Raw genomic sequence first — 961 nt, forward strand, 5'->3', positions numbered from 1 at the left:
CCCCCACCCCGCGTGGACCTCCCCCGGCGCATCGTCCGCGCCCTGCGCCACGCGGCCCCCGCGATCTACGGCTACGTCTGCGTACGCCTCTTCTGCCTCCTCGTCCTCTCCCTCTGGGCACACCGGCAGGGCCACGGCATCTGGCCGCTGCTAGCGAACGACTGGGACTCGTCCTGGTACGTGGGCATCGCGGAGAACGGCTACGCGCGCGAGCTGGGCACGGCGTACGACGCGAACAACCTGGCGTTCTTCCCGCTGTATCCGGTGGCGGTGCGGATGCTTTCGTGGCTGCTGCCCGGCTCGCCCGCCAGCGCGGGCCTGCTGCTAGCGGTGGTCGCGTCCCTCTTCGCGGCGTGGGGCGTCTTCGCGGTGGGCGACCGGCTGCACGGCCGCAGGGTGGGGGTGTTCCTCGCACTGCTGTGGGCGGCACTGCCGGTGGGCCTGGTCCAGTGGATGGGCTACACGGAGTCCCTGTTCACGGCGTTCGCGGCCTGGTCGCTGTACGCGTGCCTGACGGGCCGGTGGGTGTGGGCGGGCACGCTGGCGTCCCTTGCGGGGCTGACTCGGCCTACGGGGGTGGCGTTGGCGGCGGCGGTGTCCTTGGTCGCCCTGTTGTCCCTGCGCTCTCGCTTCTCGTGGCGCGTACTTGTGGGTGGGGCGCTGGCCCCGCTGGGCTGGCTGGCGTACGTGGGCTGGGTCGGCCTCCGACTCGGCCGCGCGGACGGCTACTTCGCGGTCCAGAAGCTGTGGCGCAACAACATCGACGGCGGCGTCGAGACGCTGCGCCGCCTCGACGACCACTTGATCGAGGACTCGACCCCGGAACTTTTCCTGATCATGGTCTGCGTAACGCTGATCGTCTCGACGCTGCTGTACGTACGCTGCGCGCTCGACCGCCAGCCACTGGTGCTGCTCGTCTTCACGGGTCTGCTGCTGGCGATCGTGCTGGGCAGCGGGGGCG

1 protein-coding gene is annotated in these 961 nt (G+C 71.0%); it reads left to right on the forward strand.

Going from position 1 to position 961, the window contains the following annotated elements:
• Positions 1 to 12: 12 nt before the first annotated feature.
• Positions 13 to 961, forward strand: a 949-nt coding sequence (locus GUY60_RS37900) for a putative hexosyltransferase (RefSeq protein ID WP_161706032.1), incomplete at its 3' end; no start/stop codon positions are given.

Source organism: Streptomyces boluensis (assembly GCF_009908195.1).
GTDB classification, from domain to species: domain Bacteria; phylum Actinomycetota; class Actinomycetes; order Streptomycetales; family Streptomycetaceae; genus Streptomyces; species Streptomyces boluensis.